This is a genomic window from Pseudomonas paraeruginosa PA7, assembly GCF_000017205.1.
Taxonomy (GTDB): domain Bacteria; phylum Pseudomonadota; class Gammaproteobacteria; order Pseudomonadales; family Pseudomonadaceae; genus Pseudomonas; species Pseudomonas paraeruginosa.
Genome location: NC_009656.1, coordinates 2,684,617 through 2,706,266, shown reverse-complemented (window position 1 = coordinate 2,706,266; position 21,650 = coordinate 2,684,617). Strand labels below are relative to the sequence as shown.

Sequence of the window (21,650 nt, the reverse complement as noted above, 5' to 3'; positions counted from 1 at the left end):
GGCATGGTTTTTCCGCATGCCTCAGGCGGCGTTCGAGGATGCCCCCGGATGCAGCAGGACATGCTCGCGCACCGCCCCCAGCGTCACCTCGCCGATCTCCCGGTAGCCATGCCGCTGGTAGAAATCGAGATAGCGCGTATTGCCGGTGTCCAGCACCAGCCCCTGTGACCGGGAGTCCTCGGCGCACCAGCGCTGCACCGCCGCCAGCAATTGCTCGCCGATCTGCCGGCCCTGGAACTCCGGGTGCACGCCGAGCATCGGCAAGCGATGATGCGGCCCGGGTGGCAGGCAGGCCTGCACCGCCCGCTGGTAGTCCAGGTAGCGCCGGGTGGCGGCCAGGCCGACGCTGAACAGCATGCGCAGGCGCCAGGCCCAGCTTTCGGTGATCTCCAGGCGCCGCTGCGGTGGCGTGATCAGCGCCGCCGCCACCAGCCGGTCGTCCATGAACAGGCCGATGGCCGGCAACTCCTCACCGAGATGCCGGTTGACCAACTCCCGCACGCTGGCGCGCACACGCTGGTCGTAGCCGGCGCGCTGGGCGTTCATCAGGTAGGCGAAGGTCGGTTCGTGGCGGTAGGCGTGGTAGAAAAGTGAACGGACTTCACGGCTGTAGCCGTCGTCGAGCAGACGGATATCGGTGACCTGATCGGGCATGGACGGGTGTTCCTTGTCGGCCGTCGGCGCAGCGACGCGCGGCTGCGCCACGGCGTTTGCTCGTGTGGATGGCCGGGCCATCCCCGTTCGCGGCAGACCACCGGGCCGGCAAAGCGCGCAGCCACACAGCCATCGAGTACCGGCGGACACTAGCACAGCGCCTCCGGGGTCGCCAGGAAACGTCCGGCTGGGCTAGCATTCCTGTTTTTGCCAGGACGCCCACCATGAAAATCGTCTCGTTCAATATCAACGGTCTGCGCGCCCGGCCGCACCAACTGGCGGCGCTGATCGAGCGGCACCAGCCCGACGTGATCGGGTTGCAGGAAACCAAGGTCGCCGACGACCAGTTTCCCCAGGCCGAGATCGAGGCGCTCGGCTACCACGTCCACTACCACGGGCAGAAAGGCCACTATGGCGTCGCGCTGCTCTCCCGCCAGGCACCGCTGGAACTGCATCGTGGCTTCCCGAGCGACGGCGAGGAATCCCAGCGGCGCTTCATCTGGGGTACCTTCGCCGATGCCCAGGGCAATCCGCTCACCGTGATGAACGGTTATTTCCCGCAGGGCGAGAATCGTGACCATCCGACCAAGTTCCCGGCCAAACAGCGCTTCTACGCCGACCTCCAGTTGTTGCTGGAAAACAGCTTCAAGCCCGAGCAGGCGCTGGTGGTGATGGGCGACATCAATATCTCCCCGGAGGACTGCGACATCGGCATCGGCGAGGAAAACCGCAAGCGCTGGCTGAAGACCGGCAAGTGCAGCTTCCTCCCGGAAGAACGCGAATGGCTGGCGACCCTCAAGAACTGGGGCCTGGTGGACAGCTTCCGGGCCCTGAACCCGGAGGTGACCGACCGCTTCAGCTGGTTCGACTACCGCAGCCGCGGCTTCGAGGACACCCCCAAACGCGGCCTGCGCATCGATGTGATCCTGGCCAGCCGGGCGCTGCAATCACGCTTCAGGGATGCCGGCATCGACTACGACCTGCGCGGCATGGAGAAACCCTCCGACCACGCGCCGATCTGGCTGGAACTGGCCTGAGGGCCCTCGAGAAAGGCCCATCCGCGGATGGGCCTTCAGTCGATCGCTACCTGGCCCGGGCGATCTCGCCGACGCCTCCCCCTATCCGGCGCGCGACTTTTCCCTCAGACAGGATTGTCCACCCGCGGCCCCTTCAGCTCCACCCGATTGCCATCCGGATCGAAGAAGTACAGCGACCAGCCGTCGCCCTCGGCGCCGAAGCGGATTTCCGCGGGAACCTGCGGGACCAGGCCGAACCCCTCGAGATGGGCGACCAGCGCGGCCTCGTCGAACGGCTCGATGCGCGCGCAGAAATGGTCGACGTTGCGCCCTTCCCCACCCGGCGCCGCACCGCCCTCCCGGCCGAGCGACCCGGACACCGCGACCAGATCGAGCATCGACGTTCCCAGGCGCAGATGGGCCAGCTCCAGGTCGTCGCGCCACTTCACCACCACGCAACCGAGGACATCGCGATAGAACGCGATGCTGCGTTCCAGGTCGCGGACCCGCAGGACGATGTGATCGAGACGTTCGACGACGAAGGGTTGCATGGTCATTCACCTCTTGGACCGTGGACTATGGCGAGACTTTAGCCAGCACACCCCAGGTTGATAATGCTTTAATCCCTGATTCATTGATTACTGACAGTAAATTATCCCCGTGGATCACCTCACCGCCCTCAAGGTCTTCCGCGCCGTGGCCGCGAATGGCGGCTTCGCCGCCGCGGCCCGGCAGATGAATCTCTCGCCGGCCGCCGTGAGCAAGAACGTCGCCGAACTGGAAGCGCACCTCAAGGTGCGCCTGATCAATCGCACCACCCGCAGCATGAGCCTGACCGAGGCCGGCGTAGTCTACCGGCAGCGCCTGGAGCGCATCCTCGACGACCTCGAGGCCGCCGACGCCGCGCTCACTTCGATGCAGCAGGGCCCCAGCGGCCTGCTGCGGGTCAGCGCCCCGCTGACCCTCGCCCTCACCTGCCTGACCCCGGCCATTCCGGCTTTTCTCCAGCGTTATCCGGACCTGCGCCTGGAACTGCTCCTGCAGGACGGCCGCCAGGACCTGATCGCCGAAGGCATCGACCTGGCCCTGCGCGGTAGCGACCGGGTTGCGGACTCCGGCCTGGTCGCCCGCCCGCTGCTAGTCCTGGAGCACGTGCTCTGCGCGGCGCCGGCCTACCTCAGGCAGCATGGCCAGCCGCTGCGGCCGGAGGCCCTGCGCGAACACGAGTGCATCCGCTTCAGCCTCTCCGGCCATGCCGACCGCTGGACCTTCCGCAAGGACCACGAGTGCATAGCGGTGCCTATCGCCGGCCGTTACCGGGTGTCCTCCAGCCTGGCGGTGCGCGATGCCCTGCTCGCCGGCTTCGGCTTGAGCCTGATCCCACGGCTGTACGTACAGGCGGAACTGGCCGAAGGCCGCCTGGTTGAATTGCTGGCTGACTGGAAGGCCGACGAGACGGCGATCCACGCGGTCTATCCATCGCGCCAACTGGCCGGCAAGACCCGGGTGTTTCTCGACTTCCTGACCGAGACAATGGCGCAGGGCCATGATTCCCCAACGCTGTAACCTTAGCGTCACCCGTCTGACTTAATCTCGCCGGCAAATTCCCTTCCCCCATAGAAGACGATGCCCGCGATGCCACACCGCCAGCGCGCCAGTGACAAAGACCTCTGGAGCCGTACCCTGAGCCTGGTTTTCCTCGGATTCCTCTGTTACGCCTTCCCCTGGACGGTATTCGCCGGCGAACCGCTGCCGATTCCACCGGACGGCTCGCCGGCGCTGCACATCCAAGGCTCCAACACCATCGGCGCGAAGCTGTTGCCGGCGCTGCTGGAGGGTCTGCTGGAAGAAGAAGGCTTCGACGCCATCCAGCGCACACCCGGGGAGCGCGAGAACGAGCTGCGCCTGATTGCAAGAGGGGCCGACGGACGCCAGGTGCGGGTGGACCTTTCCGCCCACGGCACCAGCACCGGTTTCGCCGCCCTGCTCGAACGCAGCGCCGAACTGGCGGCGGCCTCGCGTCCGGTCAAGGACAGCGAGGCCCGGGCCCTGGCCGGCTTCGGCGACCTGCGCAGCCCTTATGCCGAACAGGTGATCGCCATCGACGGGCTGGCGATCATCCTCCACCCCGACAATCCGCTGGCCTCGCTGACCACCGCGCAGCTGGCGGCGGTCTTCGCCGGCGAGGTGCGCACCTGGGAAGCGCTCGGCGGCAAGGGCGGCGCCATCCGCCTGTACGCCCGCGACGAGCAGTCCGGCACCTACGACACCTTCAGGGAGCTGGTCCTGGCGAGCCACGGCAAGAGTCTCTCCGCCGACGCCCGGCGCTTCGAGTCCAACGACCGGCTGTCCGCCGCGGTCGCCGCCGACCCGCACGCCATCGGCTTCGTCGGCGTCGCCTCGGTGGGCGGCGCCCGGCCGCTGGCCGTCGCCGATGGCGAATCGCTGCCGATGGCGCCGCTGGAGAGCCTGATCGCCACCGAGGACTACCCGCTTTCGCGCCGCCTGTTCCTCTACCAGAAGCCCGGCGAGAAGAATCCCTGGGCCCAGGCTCTGGTGCGCTTCGCCCAGAGCCCGCGCGGCCAGGCGATCGTCACCCGCAGCGGCTTCGTCGCCCAGCGGATCCAGGCGGTACAGGTCGCCCCGCGCCCGCAGATGCCCGCCGAGTATCGCCAGCTGGCGGAACAGGCGCGGCGCCTGACGGTGAACTTCCGCTTCCAGGAAGGCAGCGCGTTGCTCGACAACAAGGCACTGCTCGACGTCCAGCGTTTGCTCGACTACCTACGGCAGAATCAGAAGATGCGCAAACGGACGGTGCTGGTCGGCTTCGGCGACCCCAAGTCCGACGCCGAGCGCTCGGTACTGCTTTCGCGCCTGCGCGCCATGGCCGTGCGCCGCGAGCTGGCCCGCGGCGGGGTGAGCTTCCGCGAAATCGTCGGCTTCGGCGACGAGCTGCCGGTCGCCAGCAACGAACAGGAAGCGGGCCGGCAGAAGAATCGGCGGGTGGAGGTATGGGTCTACTGAGCGTCTCCCGCTGTAGCACTTTGTAACCTCGACGCTTTGCCGTACTCCGGAGGCTGGTTTATTTTTCCCGGGTGACTGCGGGCCCCTCTGACGGTAAGCGATTACCGCCATGTCGGAGTCACATGACTATCCGACAATTCGAAGCGAGGGGCCCCAATGGCAGCTCTGCATGCATTTCTCACCGAACCGTTCCTCGGTACGGCTACCTGGTTCTGGCTGGCCTTCCTGGCCATCGTCATCGTCCTGCTGGTTCTCGACCTCGGCGTGCTGCAACGCGACCACCACGAAATCGGCGTGCGCGAAAGCCTGCTGCTGTCCGCCGGCTACTTCGCCTGCGGCCTGGCCTTCGGCGGCTGGGTCTGGTACGCCTTCGGCCCGACCAGCGCGGTGGAATACTACACCGGCTTCCTGGTCGAGCAGTCGCTGTCGATGGACAACGTGTTCGTCATGGCGATGATCTTCAGCTTCTTCGGCATCCCCCGCCGCTACCAGCACCAGGTGCTGTTCTGGGGCATCCTCGGCGCCATCGTCCTGCGGGCGATCATGATCGGCCTGGGCGCCGCGCTGGTGAAGGAATTCGACTGGATCATGTACGTGTTCGGCGCCTTCCTGCTGTTCAGCGGCGTGAAGATGCTGTTCAACAAGCACGAGGAAGAACCCGACCTGGAGCACAACCCGGTGCTGCGCTTCCTGCGCAAGCACATGCGGGTGACCAAGGAACTGCACGAACATCATTTCTTCGTCCGCCTGCCGGACGCCAGCGGCAAGCTAGTGCGCTACGCCACGCCGCTGTTCTTCGCCCTGGTGCTGATCGAACTGGCCGACCTGGTGTTCGCGGTGGACAGCGTGCCGGCGATCTTCGCCATCACCCAGGACCCGTTCATCGTCTATACCTCGAACATCTTCGCCATCCTCGGCCTGCGCGCCCTGTACTTCTCGCTGGCGGCGATGATCCACCGCTTCGTCTACCTGAAGTACGCCCTGGCCCTGGTCCTGGTGTTCATCGGCGCGAAGATCATGCTGCATGGCGTGATCGGCAAGATTCCCGCCGGCCTCTCGCTTGGCGTAACCTTCGGCCTTCTGGCGGGCGGCATCCTGCTGTCCCTGCTGAAGACCCGCACGCCGAAAGTCACTGCCGAGGACAAGGACCCGCATGCCGAAAACGCTCTGGATCGAACGTCTGGACACCCACGCTGAACCCTTCTGGCGGGTCCGCCTGGGCACGCGCGGAATCTGTTTCCGCAACGAGCGGGCGGCCCGCGAGTTCGCCGCCCTGCTGCACAGCCGCCGCGCATGGCAGCTGGAACGCAACGCCGAGGAGAAAGGGGCCGAGGCCCCGGAATGAAAAAGGCCCGCGGATGCGGGCCTTTTTTGCTGGCGGCACTCAACGACCGCTGCGCAGCATCTCCCTGGGCACGTACTTGCCCAGCTCGAACTTGCCGATCGCCGCGCGGTGCACCTCGTCCGGGCCATCGGCCAGGCGCAGGGTACGCTGCATGGCGTACCAGTAGGCCAGCGGGAAGTCGTTGGAAACCCCGGCACCACCGTGCATCTGGATCGCCCGGTCGATCACCTTCAGCGCCACGTTGGGCGCCACCACCTTGATCTGGGCGATCTCGCTCTGGGCGATCTTGTTGCCCACGGTATCCATCATGTAGGCGGCCTGCAGGGTGAGCAGGCGCGCCATGTTGATCTCCATCCGCGAATCGGCGATGTGGTCGATGTTGCCGCCCAGGCGCGCCAGCGGCTTGCCGAAGGCGGTGCGGCTGACCGCGCGCTTGCACATCAGTTCGAGGGCGCGCTCGGCCATGCCGATGGAGCGCATGCAGTGATGGATGCGGCCCGGGCCGAGGCGCCCCTGGGCGATCTCGAAGCCTCGCCCCTCGCCGAGGATGACGTTCTCGTAGGGCACCCGCACGTTCTCGAACAGCACTTCGGCGTGGCCGTGCGGCGCGTCGTCGTAGCCGAACACCGGCAGCGGTCGGAGGATCTTCACCCCAGGGGTGTCGACCGGTACCAGGATCATCGAATGCTGCTGGTGGCGCGGCGCATCCGGGTTGGTCAGGCCCATGAAGATCAGGATCCTGCAGCGCGGATCGCAGGCGCCGGAGGTCCACCACTTGCGTCCGTTGATCACCCAGTCGTCGCCCTGGCGCTCGGCGCGCGCCTCCATGTTGGTCGCGTCGGACGAGGCCACGCCCGGTTCGGTCATGGCGAAGGCCGAGCGGATCTCGCCGCTGAGCAGCGGCTCCAGCCAGGCGCGCTTCTGCTCTTCGCTGCCGTAGCGCACCAGCACTTCCATGTTGCCGGTATCCGGCGCGGCGCAGTTGAACGGCTCCGGGCCGATCAGCGAACGGCCCATGATTTCCGCCAGCGGCGCGTACTCGTGGTTGGCCAGCCCGGCACCATATTCGGATTCGGGAAGGAACAGGTTCCACAACCCCTCGGCCTTGGCCTTGGCCTTCAGCTCTTCCATGATCGCCGTCGGCTGCCAGCGATCGCCCTCGGCGACCTGGCGTTCGAACACGGCCTCGGCGGGATAGACATGCGCTTCCATGAACGCGCTGACGCGTTCACGCAGCTCCTGGACCTTGGGGGAATAGGCGAAATCCATGGGGGATACCTTCTGACGGGTTGGCAGGCGAGGCATCGGACAAAGGTGCTGGTAACGATGCCGGAACAGGGCTTAAGATTTGCCCAGTCTATTTTTTCCGTCCATGAACATTCATGATCCATATGGGGGTCATCCAAACCCCCAATAACAAGAAAAGTCGCGGAGCCAGTGCCATGAACCTGAACAAAGTCGATCTGAACCTGTTCATCGTGTTCGATGCGATCTACACCGAAGCCAACCTGACCCGTGCCGGGCAGATCGTCGGCATCACCCAGCCGGCCGTGTCCAACGCCCTCTCGCGCCTGCGCGAGACCTTCAACGACCCGCTTTTCGTGCGCACCGCCCAGGGCATGGTACCGACGCCGATGGCGCAGAACATCATCGGCCCGGTGCGCAACGCGCTGCAGTTGCTGCGGGTTTCGGTGCAGGAGAGCCGCAGCTTCGATCCGCAGCAGGCGAACAAGACCTACCGCATCAGCATGACCGACCTCACCGAGGCGGTCATCCTCCCCCCGCTGTTCCAGCGCCTGCGCCGCCTGGCGCCGAACGTGCATATCGAGAGCTTCCTCGCCAAGCGCCGCGAGACCACCAAGGAACTGGCCGCCGGTCGCCTCGACTTCGCCGTCGACGCGCCGCTGAACACCGACCCGCAGGTGCGCCACGTCAAGCTCATGGAGGACCGCTACGTCTGCGCCATGCGCCGCGGTCACCCGCTGGCGGGCAAGCCGAAGCTGGCCCTGGAGGACTACCTGGGCCTGACCCACATACATATTTCCAGCCGCCGCAGCGGCCTCGGCTACATCGACCTGGCGCTGGGCAAGATGGGCATCCAGCGCAAGATCGCACTGCGCTCGCAGCATTACCTGATGGCGTCCACGGTGGTCCAGCAGACCGACATGGCGATGACCGTGCCGGAGCGCTTCGCCCGTCACCACGACCTGCACTACGCGGCGCTGCCGGTGAGCGACGTGCCGAAGCTGGAAACCCACCTGTACTGGCACGAGAGCACCGACCAGGACCCGGCCAACCGCTGGATGCGCGAACAGATCATCGAGCTGTGCCAGCAGGTCACCGCGCGCGAGAACAAGGCGGCGCAGCCGGCGTGAGCGTCTGCCCAGGGGCGTAGGGCGAACGACGCCCAGGCGTTTGCTTCCGAGGTGCCTCACCGCGCCCTCCCCTGGAGGGAGAAGGCGCGCCGTCGGGCCTGGGCGTGCGTCGCCGCGGAAACGGCGGATGGTCGCCCCTACAGGCTGCGCGCGATCACCAGGCGCTGCACGTCGCTGGTGCCCTCGTAGATCTGGCAGACCCGCACGTCCCGATAGATGCGCTCCACCGGGAAGTCCTTGAGATAGCCGTAGCCGCCGAGGGTCTGGATCGCCGCGGAGCAGACCTCCTCGGCCATCTCCGAGGCGAACAGCTTGGCCATCGAGGCTTCGGTCAGGCACGGCAGGCCGGCTTCGCGCAGGCTGGCGGCGTGGTGGACCATCTGCCGCGCCACGGCGATACGGGTGGCCATGTCGGCGAGGCGGAAGGCCACTGCCTGGTGTTCGATGATCGGCTTGCCGAAGGTTTCCCGCTCATGGGCGTAGTCGCGCGCCGCCTCGAACGCCGCGCGCGCCATGCCGACCGCCTGGGCGGCGATGCCGATGCGGCCGCCTTCGAGGTTGGCCAGGGCGATGCGATAGCCCTCGCCCTCCTCGCCCAGGCGCAGCGAAGCCGGGATGCGCAGGTCGTTGAAAGCCAACTGGCAGGTGTCCGAGGCGTGCTGGCCGAGCTTGTCCTCGACCCGCACCACCTCGTAGCCAGGCGTATCGGTGGGCACGATGAACGCGCTGATGCCACGTTTCCCCGCCTCGGGGTCGGTGACCGCGAAGACGATCACCATCCCCGCGTGGCTGCCGGAAGTGATGAACTGCTTGGCGCCGTTCAGCACATAGTGGTCGCCGTCGCGGCGCGCGCGGGTCTTCAGGAAGCTGGCATCGGAACCGGCCTGCGGCTCGGTCAGGGCGAAGGCACCGAGCATCGACCCCGTGGCCAACTGGCGGAGGAAGCGCTCCTTCTGCTCGGCGCTGCCGAACTTGTGGATCGGCATGCAGCCCACCGAGTTGTGCACGCTCATGATGGTCGAGCAGGCGCCATCGCCGGCGGCGATCTCTTCCAGGGCCATGGCGTAGGCCAGGTGCCCGGTCTGCGCGCCGCCCCACTCCTCCGGCACCAGCATGCCAAGGAAACCGAGGTCGGCCATCTCGCGGATCGCCTCGGCCGGGAAGCGATGCTCGCGGTCCCAGTCGGCGGCGAACGGCTTCAGCCGCTCCTGGGCGAACTGTCGCGCCATGTCGCGGATCTGGACTTCTTCTTCACGGGGGATCATCGCGGGCTCCTCTTCATCAACGCATTCATCAGCGCAGGCGCTCGACGGCGAGCGCGGTAGCCTCGCCGCCGCCGATGCAGACCGCTGCGACACCACGGTCGAGGTCGTGCTGCTGCAGGGCGTTGAGCAGGGTCACGACGATCCGCGCACCGGACGCGCCGATCGGATGGCCCAGAGCACAGGCGCCGCCGTGCACGTTGAGGCGCTCGTGGGAGAGGTCGAGATCGCGCATCGCCGCCATGCCAACCACGGCGAAAGCTTCGTTGACCTCGAACAGGTCGACCTCGCCCAGCGACCAGCCGGTGCGCTGCATCAGGCGCTTCACCGCGCCGACCGGCGCGGTGGGGAACAGGTTCGGCGCGTCGGCGAAGGAGGCATGGCCGCGGATCGCCGCCAAGGGCGCCAGGCCACGCCGCTCGGCTTCGGAAAGCCGCATCAGGACCAGCGCGGCGGCGCCGTCGGAAATCGAGCTGGAGTTGGCCGCGGTCACCGTGCCGCCCTCGCGGAACGCCGGCTTCAGGGTCGGGATCTTGTCCAGCCGGGCCTTCGGCGGCTGCTCGTCGCTGTCCACCAGGCGCTCGGTCTTGCCGGCGGCGACCGTCAGCGGCACGATCTCGGCCTGGAAGCGGCCCTCCTGCATGGCCTTCTGCGCGCGGGTCAGCGAGGCCACGGCGAACTCATCCTGCGCCTCGCGGGTGAAGCCGTAGGCCTCGGCGCAATCCTCGGCGAAGGTACCCATCAGGCGACCCTTGTCGTAGGCGTCCTCGAGACCGTCGAGGAACATGTGGTCGAGCACCCTGCCATGGCCCATGCGGTAGCCGCTGCGCGCGCGCTCCAGCAGGTAGGGGGCGCTGGACATGCTTTCCATGCCGCCGGCCAGCGCCACCCGCGCGCTGCCGGCGAGCAGCGCATCGTGGGTGAGCATCAGCGCCTTCATGCCGGAGCCGCACATCTTGTTCAGCGTCGAACACGGTGTGCCGCGCGCCAGCCCGGCACCGAGCACCGCCTGGCGCGCCGGCGCCTGGCCCTGGCCGGCGGCGAGCACGCAGCCGAGCACCGCCTCGTCCACCTCGTCGGCCTGCAGCCGCGCACGCTCCACCGCGGCGCGTACCGCGGCGGCGCCGAGGGTCGCGGCGCTCACCTCCTTGAAGTCGCCGAGGTAACCACCCATGGGAGTGCGGGCGGCGCTGACAATGACGATCGGGTCTTCGCGGTTCATGTTCTGTTCCTCCTGCTTAGCGGGCAGCCATGCGGATGGCGCCGTCGAGGCGAATCACTTCGCCGTTGAGCATGCTGTTCTCGATGATCTGCCGGACCAGCGCGGCGTATTCGTCCGGGCGTCCCAGGCGTGGCGGGAACGGCACGCTGGCACCGAGGGAATCGCGAACTTCCTGGGGCATGCCAGCCATCATCGGCGTCTCGAAGATGCCCGGGGCGATGGTCATCACGCGGATGCCGAAGCGCGCCAGCTCGCGGGCGATCGGTAGGGTCATGCCGACCACCCCGCTCTTCGAGGCGGAATAGGCCGCCTGGCCGATCTGCCCATCGAACGCCGCCACCGAGGCGGTATTGACGATCACCCCGCGCTCGCCGCCCTCGTCCGGCTGGCCCTGGGACATGGCCTCGGCGGCCAGGCGGAGCATGTTGAAACTGCCCACCAGGTTGATGTCGATGACCCGGCGGAAACTCTCCAGGGCGTGTATGCCGTTGCGCCCGAGGACCTTCTCGGCCGGCGCCACGCCCGCGCAATTGGCCAGGCCATGGAGGCCGCCGAAGGCCTCCAGTGCAGTGGCCACGGCCTGACGGCCGTCGGCCTCGCTGGCGATGTCGGCCCTGACGAAGCGCGCCTGGGCGCCAAGCTCGGCGGCCCTGGCCGCGCCGGCCTCGGCGTTGATGTCGGCCAGCACCACCTTGCCGCCCTGCTCCACCAGCATCTTCGCGGTGGCGGCGCCGAGGCCGGAGCTGCCGCCGGTAACCAGGAACACTCGATTTTCGATACGCACGTCGTTTCTCCTGCTGAATCAGTTCGCGGCGGCCGCCAGGGGCGCCGCCTCGCGTTGCCGGGCGATCTCCTGGTTGCGCAGGAGAAAACGCTGGATCTTGCCGCTGGGGGTCTTCGGCAGTTCCTCGAGGAACTCGATCTCCCGCGGGTAGGCGTGCGCCGACAGGCGTTGGCGCACGTATCGCTGTAGTTCGTCCGCCAGCTCCGGCGTCGGCCGGTGGCCGGCGCAGAGCACGACGAAGGCCTTGACCAGTTCGGTGCGCTCCGGATCGGGTTTGCCGATCACCGCCGCCTCCATCACCGCCGGGTGCTCGATCAGCGCGCTCTCCACGTCGAACGGGCCGACCCGGTAGCCGGAGGTGGTGATGACGTCGTCGGCGCGGCCGACGAAGCTGATGCTGCCGTCCTCGTTGAGTTCGACGGTATCGCCGCTCAGGTAGTAGTCGCCGACGAAGGCAGCGGTCTCCAGCCCCTGGTAGCCGGGGAACCACATCAGCGGCGAACGCCGCCGGTCGAGGGCGAGGATGCCCGGCTGGCCGGGCGGCAGTTCGTTGAGCGCGTCGTCCAGCACCACCACCCGATGGCCGGGACAGGCGAAACCGGCGGCACCGATCCGTACCGGGTGCGCCAGGGCGTGGTGGTTGCACAGCACCATACCCAGCTCGGTCTGCCCGTAGTGATCGTGGATGGTGCTGCCGAGCCTCTCGGCGAACCAGCGGATCACCTCTGGCGTCAACGGTTCGCCGGCGCTGCTGACCGCGCGCAGGCGCCCCTTCAGCGCAGCTTCCGCGGCCGCGCCGGCAGCCATCAGCAGGCGATAGGCGGTGGGCGATCCGGCGAGGTTGGTGATGCCGTAGTCACGGATGATCCGGCAAGTGCTTTCCACGCTGAACGGGCCTTCGTAGAAAGTGGTCGGGTGGCCCATGGCGAGGGGGCCGGTGACCGCGTAGTAGAGGCCATAGGCCCAGCCGGGGTCGGCAAGGTTCCAGAAGGCGTCCTCCGGGCGCAGGTCCACCGCCTCGCGCAGGTAGCCGACGAAGGCAAGGATCGCCTTCAGCGGCACCGGCACCGGTTTGGCCAGGCCGGTGGTGCCGGAGGTGAACATCATCAGGAACGGATCCTCGCCGCTGCGCGGGACCGGCTCGAATTCGGCCGGATAGCGCTCCAGCTCGGCCCAGAAGCTGAAATCGCCGCGACGAATGCCCTGCCCCTTCGGTCCGCCGACGGTGACGGCCAGAGGCGGATCGGCGAGTTCATCGAGCTTGTCGCGGTTGGCCGCGTCGGTGACCAGCACCTTGCTGCCGGCGGTCGCCACGCGGTGCTCGATGGCCTTCGGGCCGAAGGCGGTGAACAGCGGCTGGTACACCGCACCCAGGCGCCAGGCGCCGAGGATGGTGACCAGCAGCTCGGGTGTGCGCGGCAACAGGCCGGCGACGCAATCGCCCGGGCGTACGCCCTGGGCCTGGAGGAAATTGGCGAAACGCCCGGAGAGCGCTTTCAGCTCGCTGAAGGTGTAGCTGGCGCGACTGCCATCCTTGCCCTCCCAGAACAACGCGATCCGTCCCGGCAGGGCATGCCGGTCGCAGCACTCGACGCAGGCGTTGAGCGCCTGAAGCGTGCCGGAAAGCGTGGCGGCGGCGGTCCGCTGCAGATCGAACCCGGCGGCGGTGGTGGCGTAGTCGCGCATTGCAAGGACTCCTCGGCTTGTTTTTGTACGGAGCAAGCGGAATCTTCCCGCCGGGGCCGGCAGGGGGCAATGTCGAAAGGCTTCAATCTGCCTGAGCGGTTTGGACAGTCGAGGGCCGCCGGGACGCGCCGAACGGGCTGCGCCACGCCCGGGATAGCGCAATCGGCGGGTGGGCTGAGCGTTGCGGACAGCAGGCCGGGCGGATCAGTCTTGTCCCTGGGGCGAGCGTCCTCCGTCCACCGGCATCTGCGCACGGTACTGGCCGGGTGTAGAGCCGGTCCATTTCTTGAACGCCTTGTGGAACGCGCTGCCATCGGCGAAGCCCAGCTCCAGCGCCAGTTCGGCGAAGTTCGCCGCGCCGGCGTCCAGCCGCGCGATGGCCAGGTCGCGGCGGACCTGGTCCTTCAGCGCCTGGTAGCTCTGCCCTTCCAGGGACAGCTTGCGGCGCAGGGTCGAGGAGGCCATGAAGAAGTGTCCGGCCAATGCCTCCAGGTCCGGCCAGCGCTCCGGCCGCAGGCTGCGCAGGTAGGCCTTGACGCGCGCCGCCAGGCTCTGCGGATCGCGGTAGCGGACCAGGATGTTGGCCGGCGCGCCGAGCAGGAAGCGCCGCAGCTCCCGGCTGTCACGACGGATCGGCAGGGCCAGGCAGTCGGCATTGAACAGCAGGCGGCTGACGGGACGGGAGAAGCGCAGGTTGTCGCTGAACATCACCCGGTAGTCCTCGATGTAGTCCGGCTGCGGGCAACGCAGGTCGATGGCGAGGATCGGGATGCGCCGGCCGACCAGCCAGCAGGCCAGGCCATGGGTGATCATCCACAGGGTGAAATAGGCCAGCGCCCGGCCATGTCGCCCGGGCGCCTCGTCGACGACGATTTCCGCCAGGCCGCCGCGCCGCTGCAGGCGCGGCTGGAGATCGTCGAACTGCAGGCAGAGGAAGCGCAGAATACCGCCCAGCGCCGGTTCCAGGGTCGGCTCGTGGATCGCGCAGCGGCTCATGAAGGCGAAGCTGCCGCTTTTCAGGCGCCGCGAGTCCATGCCGAAGAACTCGTCGTCCATCCGCCGGGCGAGATCCAGCCAGAGCCGCGAGTAGGCCTGGGAGGTGACCCGTGCGTAGGGTTTGCCGAGCACTTCCGGCTCGATGCCGGCGGCTTCCAGGATCTCGCGCTCGGCGCCACCGCGCCGTCGCCATTCCACCAGCGCCTCGCCGACCAGGCGCACCGAGATGGTGCCCTTGGCCGTGGTCCGCTCCTGCCCGTCGCTCTTCACCCGTCTCTCTCGCCTAGCCGCGCGCCACTCGCCACCTTAGCGCAGGAGCGCGGCGACGCTCCATCCCTCTGCCGACCTTCAGCGGCGGTGAGGCAGCAGGCGAACCTCCTGGATGCTGACCTCGCGCATGCGGAACTTCTGGATCTTGCCGGTGACGGTCATGGGGAATTCGTCGACGAACTTGAAATGCCGCGGGACCTTGAAATGAGCGATGCGCTCCTTGCAGAAAGCGCGCAGTTGCTCGTCATCGGCGCGGTGCCCCGGATGCAGCTTGATCCAGGCGACGATCTCTTCGCCGTAGCGCTCGTCGGGGATGCCGATCACCTGGACGTCCGCCACCGCCGGGTGGGTGAAGAAGAACTCCTCCAGCTCGCGCGGATAGATGTTCTCGCCGCCGCGGATGATCATGTCCTTGCTGCGCCCGACGATGCGCACATAACCGTCGTCGTCCATCAGCGCCAGGTCGCCGGTGTGCATCCAGCGCGCCGGGTCGATGGCCTCGGCGGTGGCCTGGGGGTCGTTCCAGTAGCCGAGCATCACGCTGTAGCCACGGGTGCACAGCTCGCCGATCTCGCCGCGCGGCACCACCCTGCCTTGCTGGTCGACGATCTTGCTCTCCAGCCTCGGCTGGGTCCGTCCGACAGTGGTCACGCGCAGCTCCAGGCCATCGTCCGGCCCGGTCTGCAGCGACACCGGGCTGGTCTCGGTCATGCCGTAGGCGATCTGCACCTCGGCCATGTGCATCTCGTCGATGACCCGCCGCATCACCTCGATCGGACAGGTCGCACCGGCCATGATCCCGGTGCGCAGGCTGGAGAGATCGAACTCGCCGCGGCGCGGGTGATCCAGCTCGGCGATGAACATGGTCGGCACCCCGTACAACGCGGTGGCCCTCTCCTCGGCCACCGCCAGCAGGGTCGCCTCGGCGTCGAAGCTGGGCGCCGGGTAGATCATCGTCGAGCCATGGGTGACGCAGCCGAGGTTGCCCATCACCATGCCGAAGCAGTGGTACAGCGGCACCGGGATCACCAGGCGGTCTTGCGCACCAAGGCCGAGGCTCTCGCCGACCAGGTAACCGTTGTTGAGGATGTTGTAGTGGCTGAGCGTGGCGCCCTTGGGGAAGCCTGTGGTGCCGGAGGTGTACTGGATGTTGATCGGCTCGTCGAACTGCAACGACGCCTGGCGCTGGCGCAGTTCCTCCGCGCCCACCGCCTCGGCCAGCCCTGGCAAGCCCTGCCAGTGCAGGAAACCCGCCGGCGCGCGCTCGGCCAGGCTGACCACGCCGCGCAGCTCCGGCAGGCGCTCGCTGGCCAGCTCGCCCGGACGCCCCTCGGCGAGTTCCGGCAGCAGCTCGCCGAGCATCGCGTGGTAGTCGCTGGTCTTGAAGGCGTCCGCGCAGACCAGCCAGCTGCAACCGGACTGCTTGAGCGCGTATTCCAGTTCGCTGCTGCGGTATGCCGGGTTGATGTTCACCAGCACCGCGCCGACCTTGGCGCTGGCGAACTGGGTGATGCACCACTCGGCGCAGTTCGGCGCCCAGATTCCCAGACGCTCGCCGGGGCGCAGGCCGAGGGCGATGAAGGCGCGGGCGTAGGTGTCGACCCGCTCCGCCAACTGCCGCCAGCTGTAGCGCAGCCCCTGGTGCCGCACCACCAGCGCCTCGCGCTCGGCATGCCGCGCGGCAGCGGTGTCGAAGGCGTCGCCGACGGTCATCGCCAGCAAGGCGACGTCCTGGCGACCCGAGGTATAGCTCGGCTGATTCATGGCTTTCCCTTGTTGTGGTTGTTCTGGGAATGTCGCTGAACCGTCGTCCCTCGCCGCAAGGACGCGACGACGGACACCGGTCCGCCGGTATCGGTGAAGTCGAAGTGCATGTTTACGTTAACGTAAAGGTAAACGCAAGCGGCGAGCCGCATGTGCCGGCCCTCACCTGCGGCGAGTGCTGGCAAAGGGTACAATGGGCGGTTTTCCTGCCAGGAGCACAGCATGACCCCGGATATCGCCATCGGCCTGGTGACGGCTCTCTGCCTCGGCGCGCTGGTCGGCCTCGAGCGGCAATGGCGGCAGCGTTCCTCGGGCATGGCCACCCACGCGATGGTCGCGCTCGGCGCCGCGAGCTTCTCGATCCTGCCGCTGCTGCTCGACAACGAGGTCAGCGTGACCCGCATGGCGGCCCAGGTGGTCAGCGGCATCGGCTTCCTCGGCGCCGGCGTGATCATGCGCGACGGCCTCAGCGTGCGCGGCCTGAGTACCGCTGCGAGCATCTGGAGCACCGGTGCGATCGGCGTCCTGGCGGGCAGCGGGTTCATCCTGGCGGCCTGCCTGACCACCGCCCTGATCGTCATCGCCAACCTGTTCCTCCCCGCCCTCGGCCGCGTGGTGGAGCGCCACACCTCGGGCGAGGCCGAGCAGGAGCGCTTCTACCAGATCAGCGTGTCCTGCGAGGCGCGCAACGAAGCCCTGGTGCGCATGCAACTGCTGCAACGCATGGGCGACAACCGCCTGAACCTGCAGAGCCTGGAAAGCCACGCGCTGAAAGGCAGCGGCAACGTGGAGGTGAACGCGGTGGTGTTCACCCTGCACAAGGAGGACTCGCTGGTGGAGCAGATGGTCGGCGAGCTGTGCCTGGCCCCCCAGGTCACCGCAGCCAGCTGGGTGATGAATCCCGCCGCCGAATAGCCGGTGAATTTAGGTTGCCCATTCTAGAGGCTTCGCCGCAGGCTGCCCGCATCTCCACACAAGAACAAGCCGGAGTGAACCATGCCGCCACTGCCTGTTCTGTGGACGGGGCCGCGCCCCGCCGGGAGGATTCATGCGCTTGCGTTGCTTCTTGCGAGGTTGCCGCTGGGACCCAGGCAGCCTGGTCACGGTAGGCCCCGACCTGATGCTGCGCCAACGTTGCCGGCGTTGCGGCGCCCATCGCTATCTCAGCGTCCAGGCCCCGCCCGAGGAAGCCTGAGCGGCGCCGGCCGCGCCCTGGAGACGGCCGGCTGGCGCCTCAGCGCAGGACCAGGCTGGCCCGGGTGCGCAGGTAGCTTTGCCGGTAGACCACGCTGTTGGCCGGGCTGGCGGTATACACGAGGGAATACATGGCCCGCTGCCCCAGGGCCATCGCCACGATCTGGGTCAGCAGGACCTCGCTGCCCTGGCTGATCCGGCAATGGGTCTCCAGCGACGCCAGGCCGCCGAGATTGGAGCGGATCGGCGTGGTGCAGCGCGAGCCGAGTCCGGCCTTGCGGTAGCCCGACTGGACGACGTCGAAGACGCTCTGGAACTGGCCGTCGATTTCCACCGACTCCTCCTCCAGCATCTTCAGGCTGAGCAGTTCGATGCTCGCTTCCTTTTCGCCGCCCGGGCCGATCTTCGTCGCCAGTTGGCGCGAGCCGAGCTGGTCGGCCTCGGCGGCTTCCAGCGGGATGCTCTCGGTGATCACCTGCCAGCCGGCCGGCCACTCGACTTCCGGCTGATAGCCACTGCTTGCGCAACCCGCCACGAGTCCCGCCACAATCACCAGCGCCAAGCCGGACGCCCTGTTTCTCATAGCCTTTCCTTACTCGCAAACCCTGTCGGGAGAGATGAAGTCAAACCCGTTGCCATGCCGCCGCCGCGCCTCCTGGTGCCCGACCGCCGCCTTTCCAGCTTACCGGAGAGAACGGACGCGCCAACACGCAAGCCTGAACAAGCTAGCCGACTTGGCGAGGAACGCACAAATTTCATCGGCAGCCGATCAAGGTTGGGACGCTTGTACCACTCGCGAAGACAGACAACCTGTCAGATTTTTTTGAATTTTTGCCGACGGACAAAGTCTGTTCAGCGCAGTGTTTTTCCGAGAACCACCCGGCCCGCAAGGAGAACCCATGGCTGAATCCCAGGACAAATACACCCGGCGCACAGGCAGGACCTGGGCCGACGACCAGGCAACCTACAACCGCCTGCGCGAAGAAGCCGATGCCGCACGCCAGAAACTGCGCGAAAGTGGCTACAGCGGCGCCGAATACGACCAGCTGCGCCAGGCCGCCTTCGACCTCAACCGCAAGGCCAACCAGTACTGGGAACAGATGCTCAGCGATCTGCGCCAAGAAGACTGACTCCCGTCACGCCGAGAGACTGCCGCTCTCGGCCCGCAACGCTCCCGTCCCGCCTGCCTGTCCCTCGCCCCGCTCACTCGGGCGCCTCCGGATATTCCACTTCGTCCAGCAGGCGGAAACCGACCTTGTCGGCATTCAGCGCGCCGAGCAGCTCGATCTGCCGGTCGATATCCTGGTTGATGCTGGCCAACTGGCCGATGAAGGTGCTGGCCGCCTGGCGCGTCCCGGGATCCGAACTGCGCGACAGCTCGAAGCCCAGCTGGGTCAGCGCGGCGGCCAGATGCGCGAGATTGCGCACGCTCAGCGAGTGCAACTGGCGGGAAACGGCTTGTTCATCCTGAACGGTGGGGGGGACATCCATGAGTCAGTTCCTTCGACTGGCACAGTGTGACACGCATCACAGAGACTAACCGAACACCCGCCGAACATCCATGCCAGCTATATCCCTTCGTCGGCTCTGGCCCGGCCTCCGCATCGTCCTCAAGTTGTCAGATCCGCTGTCGATACTCTGCGAGCCGGAACACGCGCCATGCCCACCTCGCCGGGCCACAGGGACGTCCTCGGCTGCCCCGTCGCAGCCTGCGTGCCGGCCCAACCTGGCAATCCATCGAGGCGTTCCATGCTGCAACAATCCCTACGTGCGCAAATCCTTGTCCTGCTCGGCGGCAGCCTGGCGGCACTGCTGCTCATCGCCCTGGCCTGCTTCGGCTCGCTGACCGGAGACGTGCGCGCCTATCGCGACCTGCTCGGCGGTCCGGTGCAGGCGGCGCAACTGATCGACGAAGCCAACCTGCAGTTCCGTGGCCAGGTCCAGGAATGGAAGAACGTCCTGCTGCGCGGGCGGCAGGCGGAGGCCCAGGCGAAATACTGGAACCAGTTCGAAACCCAGGAGCGGGCGGTACAGGACATCCTCGGCCGGCTCGGCAACCTTGCCGAAGGCGAGCTGAAGACCCAGGTCGAACGCCTGCGAGAAGAACATCGGCAGCTCGGCGTCGCCTACCGCCAGGGCCGACAGCGCTTCCTCGCAGCCGGCGCCGACCCCGTCGCCGGCGACCAGGCGGTGACCGGCATCGACCGCGCCACCACCGCGCAGATGCAGGCCCTGCGCGACGAGTTGCACCAGGCCAGTGATCGGCAATCCACTGCCATCAGCGCCGAAGCCCGGAACACCGTGCTGCTCGGCAGCCTGGTGCTGGTCGGCGCCAGCCTCGCCGTGGCCCTGCTCAGCCTGTGGCTGGTCAACCGCAACCTGGTCCGTCCGGTGCAACGCCTGATCGAACATATCGCCCAGCTCAGCCACGGCGACTTCGGCGAGCGCATCGAGATCCAGCGCCGGGATGAACTCGGCAAGCTGGCCCTGGCCGCCAACACCCTGCGCGACTTCCTGGTGGACATCTTCGACCGGCTGCGCCGCAGCACCCGCGAGCTGGACAGTGCCAGCGGCTCGCTGAACGCGATCGCCAGCCTGATGGCGGCCGGCACCCGCGAACAGTTCAGCCGCACCGACCAGGTCGCCACGGCGATGCAGGAAATGTCCGCCACCGCCCAGGAAGTCGCACGCTATGCCGGCGACGCGGCCAGGGCCGCCGACGAGGCGGACGACTCCGCCCAGCGCGGCGAGGACGTGATGGAAGAAACGATCCGCAGCATCGGCGAGATGCGCAGGGAAATCGACCGCACGGTGGAAGTGATCCGCCAACTGGAAAGCGACAGCGGCCGGATCGGCAAGGTCCTCGACGTGATCCGCGGCATCGCCGAACAGACCAACCTGCTGGCCCTCAATGCGGCCATCGAAGCCGCCCGTGCCGGCGAGGCCGGACGTGGCTTCGCGGTGGTCGCCGACGAGGTGCGCACGCTGGCGCAGCGCACCGCCGAATCGATCGCCGAGATCCACCAGATCATCGATACCGTGCAGAACGGCGCGGTGAATGCCGCGCGCGCCATCGAGAGCGGCCAGTCGCGCAGCGAGGCCGGCGCCGAACAGGTCGCCAACGCCGGCGCGATGCTGCGCCGGATCACCACCTCGGTGGAGTCGATCCGCGACATGAACCGCCAGATTGCCACCGCCGCCGAGGAACAGACCGCAGTGGCCGAGGACATTTCCCGCAACCTCACGGAAATCGCCTCGATCGCCTCCAGCAACCAGGAACAGGTGGAGCAGACCGAAGCCGCCAGCCGCGACCTCCACGGCCTCTCCGCGCAACTGGGCGATGCCCTGCAACGCCTGCGCGCCTGACCAGAAGCAAGGGAAAAGGTTTCCACGATGCAGGGCGGATAACCGCGACGCGGCTATCCGCCATTTCAGCGCAAATCCCGGCGGATAGCGCCCGTGGCGCCATCCGCCCTGCGCAGCGAAGGCTCTCAGTCGAGGACGTTGTCCAGCACTTCGTAGATCAGCCCGGTCGCGACCGCCACCAGGAGCAGATCGGTACCGGCCTGCATCCACTCGTAGCCGTCATAGTGCGGCAGCCGGCCCAGCAGGCGGCCGTCGAGTTTCTTGGCGATACCAGGCGGCAGCGGCTTGCCCCGTGCCAGGTTCTTCTGGATTCCCGGCGGCAGCGCCGGCCCCGGGCTCCAGTAGCCGCGGTTGTCGCCGAGGATCACCCGCACGCCGCCGACGTCGATGCGCGGCCCCGAACTCCAGTCGCCGCCACCGTTGCCTTTCTGCCCGGAGTTGCCTTTCTGCCCGGCGTTGCCGCCGCCCTTGTTGCCGGGCCCGCCATGGTTGTCATTCCCACCCTGGTTGCCTTTGTTGCCCTTGTTACCCTTTCCTCCGTCCATCTGGTTGCCGTGCGGATTGCCTTTGCCATTGCCCGGGTCGGCCAGGGCGGCAGGCGTGCCACCGATCAGGGACAGGCTCACGACCAGCGCGAGCACAGAACGAGTGTTGAACATGATCATGTTCTCTCCATGCGAGGACGATCCCTC

The 21,650-nt window shown here is 67.4% G+C and carries 21 protein-coding genes and 1 pseudogene; 10 read left to right on the top strand and 12 right to left on the bottom strand.

What is annotated here, in order from left to right; all coding sequences use genetic code 11:
• Nucleotides 1-21: 21 nt before the first annotated feature.
• Nucleotides 22-735 (bottom strand): annotated as a pseudogene (locus tag PSPA7_RS12870) (GNAT family N-acetyltransferase).
• A gap of 143 nt (nucleotides 736-878) precedes the next feature.
• Between PSPA7_RS12870 and xthA the strand changes: the two are divergent.
• Nucleotides 879-1,691 carry an exodeoxyribonuclease III gene (xthA, locus tag PSPA7_RS12865; protein ID WP_012075524.1) on the top strand — a complete coding sequence of 271 codons (813 nt, stop codon included), beginning with the start codon at nucleotides 879-881 and terminating at the stop codon, nucleotides 1,689-1,691.
• 104 nt (nucleotides 1,692-1,795) lie between these two features.
• On the opposite strand, the gene PSPA7_RS12860 is transcribed toward xthA, so the two are convergent.
• Complete coding sequence (locus PSPA7_RS12860) at nucleotides 1,796-2,227, bottom strand: VOC family protein (RefSeq protein ID WP_079262176.1); 432 nt, start codon at nucleotides 2,225-2,227, stop codon at nucleotides 1,796-1,798.
• A gap of 94 nt (nucleotides 2,228-2,321) precedes the next feature.
• On the opposite strand from PSPA7_RS12860, the gene PSPA7_RS12855 reads away from it, so the two are divergent.
• The 4 genes from PSPA7_RS12855 to PSPA7_RS12840 all read left to right on the top strand — a co-directional run bounded on the left by PSPA7_RS12855 (nucleotide 2,322) and on the right by PSPA7_RS12840 (nucleotide 6,039).
• Nucleotides 2,322-3,236, top strand: coding sequence for a LysR family transcriptional regulator (locus PSPA7_RS12855; RefSeq protein WP_079262175.1), 915 nt, complete (start codon nucleotides 2,322-2,324; stop codon nucleotides 3,234-3,236).
• A 60-nt stretch (nucleotides 3,237-3,296) separates the two neighbouring features.
• Nucleotides 3,297-4,694 carry a substrate-binding domain-containing protein gene (locus PSPA7_RS12850; protein WP_012075521.1) on the top strand — a complete coding sequence of 466 codons (1,398 nt, stop codon included), beginning with the start codon at nucleotides 3,297-3,299 and terminating at the stop codon, nucleotides 4,692-4,694.
• 156 nt (nucleotides 4,695-4,850) lie between these two features.
• Complete coding sequence (locus tag PSPA7_RS12845) at nucleotides 4,851-5,891, top strand: TerC family protein (RefSeq protein ID WP_003149342.1); 1,041 nt, start codon at nucleotides 4,851-4,853, stop codon at nucleotides 5,889-5,891.
• Nucleotides 5,848-6,039 carry a hypothetical protein gene (locus PSPA7_RS12840; protein ID WP_003149340.1) on the top strand — a complete coding sequence of 64 codons (192 nt, stop codon included), beginning with the start codon at nucleotides 5,848-5,850 and terminating at the stop codon, nucleotides 6,037-6,039. The genes PSPA7_RS12845 and PSPA7_RS12840 overlap by 44 nt, the downstream gene beginning before the upstream one ends.
• A 39-nt stretch (nucleotides 6,040-6,078) precedes the next feature.
• Here the strand turns inward: PSPA7_RS12840 and PSPA7_RS12835 are convergent, their stop codons facing one another.
• Entirely contained in the window at nucleotides 6,079-7,308 is a 1,230-nt protein-coding gene (locus tag PSPA7_RS12835) for an acyl-CoA dehydrogenase (protein WP_003149338.1), read from the bottom strand.
• Between the two features lie 173 nt (nucleotides 7,309-7,481).
• On the opposite strand from PSPA7_RS12835, the gene PSPA7_RS12830 reads away from it, so the two are divergent.
• The gene (locus PSPA7_RS12830; RefSeq protein ID WP_003149336.1) at nucleotides 7,482-8,414 is read left to right on the top strand and encodes a LysR family transcriptional regulator; all 933 of its coding nucleotides are present in this window, start codon (nucleotides 7,482-7,484) and stop codon (nucleotides 8,412-8,414) included.
• A 137-nt stretch (nucleotides 8,415-8,551) separates the two neighbouring features.
• Here the strand turns inward: PSPA7_RS12830 and PSPA7_RS12825 are convergent, their stop codons facing one another.
• The 6 genes from PSPA7_RS12825 to PSPA7_RS12800 all read right to left on the bottom strand — a co-directional run bounded on the left by PSPA7_RS12825 (nucleotide 8,552) and on the right by PSPA7_RS12800 (nucleotide 16,398).
• Complete coding sequence (locus tag PSPA7_RS12825; RefSeq protein ID WP_012075520.1) at nucleotides 8,552-9,679, bottom strand: acyl-CoA dehydrogenase family protein; 1,128 nt, start codon at nucleotides 9,677-9,679, stop codon at nucleotides 8,552-8,554.
• A gap of 28 nt (nucleotides 9,680-9,707) precedes the next feature.
• Entirely contained in the window at nucleotides 9,708-10,898 is a 1,191-nt protein-coding gene (locus PSPA7_RS12820; RefSeq protein WP_012075519.1) for an acetyl-CoA C-acyltransferase, read from the bottom strand.
• A gap of 16 nt (nucleotides 10,899-10,914) precedes the next feature.
• A complete protein-coding gene (locus tag PSPA7_RS12815) occupies nucleotides 10,915-11,682 on the bottom strand; it encodes a 3-hydroxyacyl-CoA dehydrogenase (RefSeq protein ID WP_012075518.1) in 768 nt (255 codons plus the stop codon).
• An 18-nt stretch (nucleotides 11,683-11,700) separates the two neighbouring features.
• The gene (locus tag PSPA7_RS12810) at nucleotides 11,701-13,368 is read right to left on the bottom strand and encodes an acyl-CoA synthetase (RefSeq protein ID WP_003155000.1); all 1,668 of its coding nucleotides are present in this window, start codon (nucleotides 13,366-13,368) and stop codon (nucleotides 11,701-11,703) included.
• Nucleotides 13,369-13,572: 204 nt separating this feature from the next.
• A complete protein-coding gene (locus PSPA7_RS12805; RefSeq protein ID WP_012075517.1) occupies nucleotides 13,573-14,634 on the bottom strand; it encodes an AraC family transcriptional regulator in 1,062 nt (353 codons plus the stop codon).
• A 78-nt stretch (nucleotides 14,635-14,712) separates the two neighbouring features.
• Nucleotides 14,713-16,398, bottom strand: coding sequence for an AMP-binding protein (locus tag PSPA7_RS12800; RefSeq protein WP_012075516.1), 1,686 nt, complete (start codon nucleotides 16,396-16,398; stop codon nucleotides 14,713-14,715).
• Between the two features lie 222 nt (nucleotides 16,399-16,620).
• On the opposite strand from PSPA7_RS12800, the gene PSPA7_RS12795 reads away from it, so the two are divergent.
• The gene (locus PSPA7_RS12795) at nucleotides 16,621-17,313 is read left to right on the top strand and encodes an MgtC/SapB family protein (protein WP_012075514.1); all 693 of its coding nucleotides are present in this window, start codon (nucleotides 16,621-16,623) and stop codon (nucleotides 17,311-17,313) included.
• Nucleotides 17,314-17,446: 133 nt separating this feature from the next.
• Nucleotides 17,447-17,593 carry a PSPA7_2676 family Cys-rich small protein gene (locus PSPA7_RS32900; RefSeq protein ID WP_012075513.1) on the top strand — a complete coding sequence of 49 codons (147 nt, stop codon included), beginning with the start codon at nucleotides 17,447-17,449 and terminating at the stop codon, nucleotides 17,591-17,593.
• Between the two features lie 39 nt (nucleotides 17,594-17,632).
• Here PSPA7_RS32900 and PSPA7_RS12790 read toward each other — a convergent pair whose 3' ends face one another.
• Nucleotides 17,633-18,175: a DUF4946 domain-containing protein gene (locus PSPA7_RS12790; protein ID WP_003150657.1), complete on the bottom strand. Its 543-nt coding sequence runs from the start codon at nucleotides 18,173-18,175 to the stop codon at nucleotides 17,633-17,635.
• A 316-nt stretch (nucleotides 18,176-18,491) separates the two neighbouring features.
• On the opposite strand from PSPA7_RS12790, the gene srfA reads away from it, so the two are divergent.
• Nucleotides 18,492-18,722, top strand: coding sequence for a stress response facilitator SrfA (srfA, locus tag PSPA7_RS12785; protein ID WP_003150659.1), 231 nt, complete (start codon nucleotides 18,492-18,494; stop codon nucleotides 18,720-18,722).
• Nucleotides 18,723-18,795: 73 nt separating this feature from the next.
• Here srfA and plzR read toward each other — a convergent pair whose 3' ends face one another.
• On the bottom strand, nucleotides 18,796-19,083 hold the full coding sequence (plzR, locus tag PSPA7_RS12780) for a type 4 pili assembly inhibitor PlzR (protein WP_003150663.1): 288 nt from the start codon (nucleotides 19,081-19,083) through the stop codon (nucleotides 18,796-18,798).
• A gap of 168 nt (nucleotides 19,084-19,251) precedes the next feature.
• Between plzR and ctpH the strand changes: the two genes are divergently transcribed.
• Nucleotides 19,252-20,958 (top strand): methyl-accepting chemotaxis protein CtpH, encoded by a 1,707-nt coding sequence (gene ctpH, locus PSPA7_RS12775; protein WP_079262174.1) that lies wholly within the window; start codon nucleotides 19,252-19,254, stop codon nucleotides 20,956-20,958.
• A 125-nt stretch (nucleotides 20,959-21,083) separates the two neighbouring features.
• Here ctpH and PSPA7_RS12770 read toward each other — a convergent pair whose 3' ends face one another.
• Complete coding sequence (locus PSPA7_RS12770) at nucleotides 21,084-21,617, bottom strand: anti-virulence regulator CigR family protein (RefSeq protein ID WP_034080471.1); 534 nt, start codon at nucleotides 21,615-21,617, stop codon at nucleotides 21,084-21,086.
• Nucleotides 21,618-21,650: the final 33 nt, after the last annotated feature.